Origin of the sequence: Streptomyces sp. NRRL S-87 (assembly GCF_000719335.1) — a bacterium.
In the GTDB taxonomy this organism is placed as follows: domain Bacteria; phylum Actinomycetota; class Actinomycetes; order Streptomycetales; family Streptomycetaceae; genus Streptomyces.
In genome coordinates, this window is the sequence record NZ_JOGB01000118.1 from 1 (window position 1) to 4,980 (window position 4,980).

Sequence of the window (4,980 nt, forward strand, 5' to 3'; positions counted from 1 at the left end):
GAGCTGGGTGGGGGGCGGGTGGGGGGCGGGTGGGGGTGGCTTGGGTGTGGGGGGCTCGGCTTGGTGGTGGGTGGGCGCGGCTTGGTGGTGGGTGCGCGCGGCTTGGTGGTGGGTTCGGCTTGGGGCCCTCGTTACGCGAGGTGCGTCGGGGCGAACATGCGGAACATGGTCGGAAGGACGACGACGGACGGGCCGGGGGTGGCCAGCGCCTTGGCGAGGTCGGCGCGGAGGGCGTCGGGCGACGTGGTCACCGCGGGCACGCCGAAGGACTCCGCCAGGGCCGCGAAGTCGGGCCGGGCCAGTTCGGTGGCGTCCGTGGCGGGCGTACCGAAGGCGTCGGTCATGTACTCGCGCAGGATCCCGTACCCGCCGTCGTCCACGATCAGCCAGGTGACGTCGAGGTCGTGCTGGCGGGCGGTGGCCAGCTCCGCGATGGAGTACATCGCGCCGCCGTCGCCGGACACGGCGAGCACGGGCGTGCCGGGCTCGGCCACGGCCGCTCCGAGCGCCGCCGGGAAGGCGTAGCCGAGGCCGCCCGCGCCCTGGGCGGAGTGCATGGTGTTCGGGTGCGCCGGGTCGAAGGCCGACCAGGCCCAGTACCCGAGGATCGTCATGTCCCAGAACGAGGGGGAACGTGCCGGCAGGGCGGCGCGGACCGCCGCCAGGGCCTGCCGTTCCGGGCAGGCGTCGTGGCCGAGGCCTTGGCCGGCCAGCCGGGCCTCGATCTCGCCGAGGACCATGCGGACGCGCTCGGGGGCGTACGGGTCCTCCCGCACCCCGACCGTTTCCAGCAGGGCCTGGAGCGCCAGTCGGGCGTCGGCGTGGATGCCGAGGGCGGGGTGGTTGGACTCCAGCTTGCCGAGGTCGGCCTCGATCTGGACGACCCGCCCGGTGGGCAGGAAGGTGTGGTAGTTCGAGGACAGCTCGCCGAGCCCGGAGCCGACGACGAGGAGGACGTCGGCGTCCTCGAGGAAGCCGGTCATGTGGCGGTCCTCCAGCCAGGACTGGAGGGAGAGCGGGTGGTGCCAGGGGAAGGCGCCCTTGCCCCCGAAGGTGGTGACGACGGGCGCGTTGAGGCGTTCGGCGAGCTGCCGGAGCTTCTTCGCGGCGTCGGACCGCACGACACCGCCGCCGGCGATGATCACGGGGCGGGTCGCCGTCTCCAGCCAGTGGGCGGCGAGCGCGGTCAGCTCGGGGCGCGGCGCCAGGTCGTGCGGGGTCGCGTCCACACCCGTGACCTGCGGGATCACCGTCTCGGCGCGGATCACGTCCTCGGGGATCTCCACCCAGACCGGCCCGTGCGGGGCGGTCAGCGCCGACTCCCAGGCCGCCGCGATCGCGGAGGGGATCTGCGACTGGGTGCGGGCGGTGTGGACGGACTTCACGATGTCGCGGACCGAGGCCTGCTGGTCGCGCAGCTCGTGCAGGTGGCCGCGGCGACCGCCCCCCAGACCGGGGGTGGGGACCTGGGAGCAGATGGCGACGACGGGCGCGGAGGCGGCCGCCGCCTCTTGCAGCGCGGAGAGGGAGGTGAGGGCGCCGGGGCCGGTGGAGAGGAGGAGCGGGGCGGCCTCGCCGGTGAGGCGGCCGTACGCGTCGGCGGCGAAACCCGCGTTGTTCTCCACCCGGAGGGTGACCAGGCGCAGGTCGGAGCGGCGGACGGCGTCGAAGACGCCGAGCGCGTGCTGCCCGGGGAGCCCGAAGACGGTGGTCGCCCCGAGCCCCTGGAGCGTCTCCACGACCAGGTCTCCGCCCGTGCGGCCCGGCGGCGGCGCCAGGGCGGCCGCCGTTTGGGCCTCGGTGGGGCGGAGTACCAGGTCGTGGTCGTGCGTCACGTGCTTCTGCCCGTTTCTCGCTCGGGGTGCCGGCGCGGAGGGCGGGGGCCCGGGCGGGTCATTGGACCGTTCGGGTCGGGTGACCGGTCGGGTCGAGTGACCGTTCGGGCCGCCTGACCGGTCGGGTCGGGTGACCGTTCGGGTCGAGTGACCGTTCGGGTCGGGTGACCGTTCCGGTCGGGTGACCGTTCGGGTCGGGTGACCGTTCGGGTCGGGTGACCGTTCGGGTCTCCTGACCGCGGAGGTCAGTTGCCCTTCGCGGCGGCGATCTGCCGGCTCATGATCGTGGTCAGCTCGTACGCGGTGTGCGAGGCCGCGACCGAGGTGATCTCCGCGTGATCGTACGCCGGGGCGACCTCGACCACGTCGGCGGAGACCAGGTTGCAGGAGGAGAGTCCGCGGATGATCTCCAGGAGCTCGCGGGAGGTCATGCCGCCCGCCTCGGGGGTGCCGGTGCCGGGCGCGTGGGCCGGGTCGAGCACGTCGATGTCGATGGAGATGTACAGCGGACGGTCACCGATGCGCTGGCGCAGCTGGTCGGCGACCTCGTCGGCGCCGCGGCGGTAGACGTCGGCGGAGGTCACGATGCCGAAGCCCATCTTGGCGTCGTCGTCGAGGTCCTGCTTGCCGTACAGCGGGCCGCGGGTACCGACGTGGGACAGCGCCTCGGTGTCGAGGATGCCCTCCTCGACGGCGCGGCGGAACGGGGTGCCGTGGGTGTACTCGGCACCGAAGTACGTGTCCCAGGTGTCGAGGTGCGCGTCGAAGTGCAGCAGCGCGACGGGGCCGTGCTTCTTCGCGACCGAGCGCAGGAGGGGCAGGGCGATGGTGTGGTCGCCGCCGAGGGTCATCAGGCGGGAGCCGTTGCCGAGGAGCTCGTCGGCGGCGGCCTCGACCGTCTCGACAGCCTCGTTGATGTTGAACGGGTTCACGGCGATGTCGCCGGCGTCCGCGACCTGCGCGAGGGCGAAGGGCGAGGCGTCCTGGGCCGGGTTGTACGGGCGCAGGAGGCGCGAGGCCTCGCGGATGGCGTTGCCGCCGAAGCGGGCACCGGGGCGGTAGGACACGCCGGAGTCGAAGGGCACGCCGACGACGGCGACGTCGGCCGAGCCGACCTCGTCCAGGCGCGGCAGCCGGGCGAAGGTGGCGGGGCCTGCGTACCGCGGGATGCGGGACGAGTCGACGGGGCCGCGCGGCGTCTGCTCGGTGCTCATGGGGGTGCCCTTCTCTGTTCCGTTCGACCCGGGTGGGGGTGGGCCCCGGGTCCATCTTCGAGCGTAGGTGGCTGGCGAGGGCGGGCGAAGTGTACGTTTCATCTATGTTCGGGGTTTCGTATGTGCGATATATCCATGGCTGATGGCTTGGGGGCCGGCTCGGGTGGGGTGGGTGGCTCGGGCTCGGGTTCGGGTGGGGTGGGTGGCTCGGGTTCGGGTTCGGGTGGGGTGGGTGGCTCGGGTTCGGGTGCGGGTGCGGGTGCGGGTGGCGCGGGTTCGGGGCCGCCTGTGCGGTTGGAGGGGCTGCTCGACGACGCGGCCCTGGGGCTGCGGCAGGCCGCAGGGGGTACCCGGGCCGAGGTGTACGGCGTGCACGCTTCGGAGATGGCCGACCCGTCGCCGTACCTCCTGGGCGGTGAGCTGCTGCTGACGGCCGGGCAGGAACTGGGCCCCGACCCCGAGGCCTACGCCGCCTACGTCGCCCGCCTCGTCACGGCGGGCGTGGCCGCCCTCGGGTTCGGCCTGGCGCCGGTGCACGAGGCGGTGCCCGAGGCGCTCGTACGGGCCTGCGCGGAGCAGGGACTGCCGTTGATGGAGGTTCCGCCGGGCACGCCCTTCACCGCCGTGGCCCGGGCGGTCTGGCGCCTGATGGCGGAGGCACGGACGCGCGAGCTCCGCCGGGTCACCGAGGCCCAGCAGGCGCTCGCCGCCGCGGCCGCCCGCCCGGACCCCGTCCCGGCGGTGCTGCGGCGCCTCGCGGTGACGCTCGGGGGGTGGGTGGGGGTGCTCCCCACCGGCCAGGCGCCCGCCACCGGGGCACCGGCACCACGGCCGCTCCGCCTCGGGCCGGCTGCGGATCCGTTGCGCGCCGTCGCCGCTGAGCGGGCCGCGGGGCCGTCCCCGTCGGAGGACGTGCTGCTCGCCCTGGGTGAGCTGGCGCATCGGGTCGGGGCCGGTGGCCCCGCCACCGCGACCGCCACCGTGGGCACGGAACACCTCGCCGCGTACGCCCTGGGCCGCGACCCCGTACTCGCGCTCGCGCTCGCCACGCCCGCGCGGACGCCGGGCGACCACACGATCGCCGGGGTGGCCGCGGTGCTGCTCACCCTGCTGACCGCGCATCGCGCGCCCGGGGGCGGCGAGGCCGCGGCGCTGGTGCGGCTGCTGCTCGGCGGAAGCCCCGGGGACGCCCTGGGGGGTGGTCGGAGGATCGTGGTCCACGCCCGCGGGGCAGGCGACCCGGCCGCTCTCGCGGCGGGGCTCGGCACCGCTCTGTACGAAGCCGAGGGCCCGTACGTACGCCTGCTCCTGCCCGCCGAGCACGCCCCGGCACCCGGGCCGCAGCCCGGTTGGCGGATGGGCGTGAGCGCCCCGGCCGACCCGGACGGCCTCACCGTGGCCGACGCGCAGGCTGCCCGCGCCCTGGAACGCGCCGAGAGCGCCCGGGCGCCCCTCGCCCACCACGCCGAGGCCGGCTTCGGCGGCCTGGTCGGCGCGGCGGAGGCCCGCGCGCACGCCGAGGCCCTACTGGGGCCGTTGAACCCGGTCCAGCGAGCGACCCTGCGCAGCTGGTTGGCCCACCACGGCAGTTGGGACCGCACCGCGGTCGCCCTCGATGTGCACCGGAACACCGTCCGCCAGCGCATCTCACGGGCGGCCGTGCTCCTGGGCCTGGACCTGGACGATCCGGACGTCCGGATGGAGCTGTGGTTCGCCCTGCGGTCGTGGGAGGAGCGGGGCAGGGGGTAGGGGTAGTAGTGGTGGTAGTGGTGGTAGTGGGCTTTTGGGGCCTCGGTGGTCGGGCGGGGCATGGGGCTTACGCCGTGGGGGTCGGGCGGGGTCGGAGTGGTGGGCGGGGTTGGGCCTGTCCGCCTGCCGAGGGTTTCCGGGCCGGGTCGGGGCGTCAAGGGCGCCCTTCGGGCGTCGCCTGC

General features: G+C 75.1%; 3 protein-coding genes. 1 reads left to right on the top strand and 2 read right to left on the bottom strand.

What is annotated here, in order from left to right:
* Window positions 1-131 precede the first annotated feature (131 nt).
* Window positions 132-1,835: a thiamine pyrophosphate-binding protein gene (locus tag IF43_RS0135070; RefSeq protein WP_030210820.1), complete on the bottom strand. Its 1,704-nt coding sequence runs from the start codon at window positions 1,833-1,835 to the stop codon at window positions 132-134.
* A gap of 245 nt (window positions 1,836-2,080) precedes the next feature.
* Window positions 2,081-3,049 carry an agmatinase gene (gene speB / locus IF43_RS0135075; RefSeq protein WP_030210822.1) on the bottom strand — a complete coding sequence of 323 codons (969 nt, stop codon included), beginning with the start codon at window positions 3,047-3,049 and terminating at the stop codon, window positions 2,081-2,083.
* 288 nt (window positions 3,050-3,337) lie between these two features.
* Between speB and IF43_RS0135080 the strand changes: the two genes are divergently transcribed.
* A complete protein-coding gene (locus tag IF43_RS0135080) occupies window positions 3,338-4,798 on the top strand; it encodes a PucR family transcriptional regulator (RefSeq protein ID WP_234332647.1) in 1,461 nt (486 codons plus the stop codon).
* Window positions 4,799-4,980: the final 182 nt, after the last annotated feature.

Excerpts from the sequence above, each read along its gene's own strand:
- speB (WP_030210822.1), bottom strand. The coding sequence starts at position 3,049 with ATGAGCACCGAGCAGACGCCGCGCGGCCCCGTCGACTCGTCCCGCATC.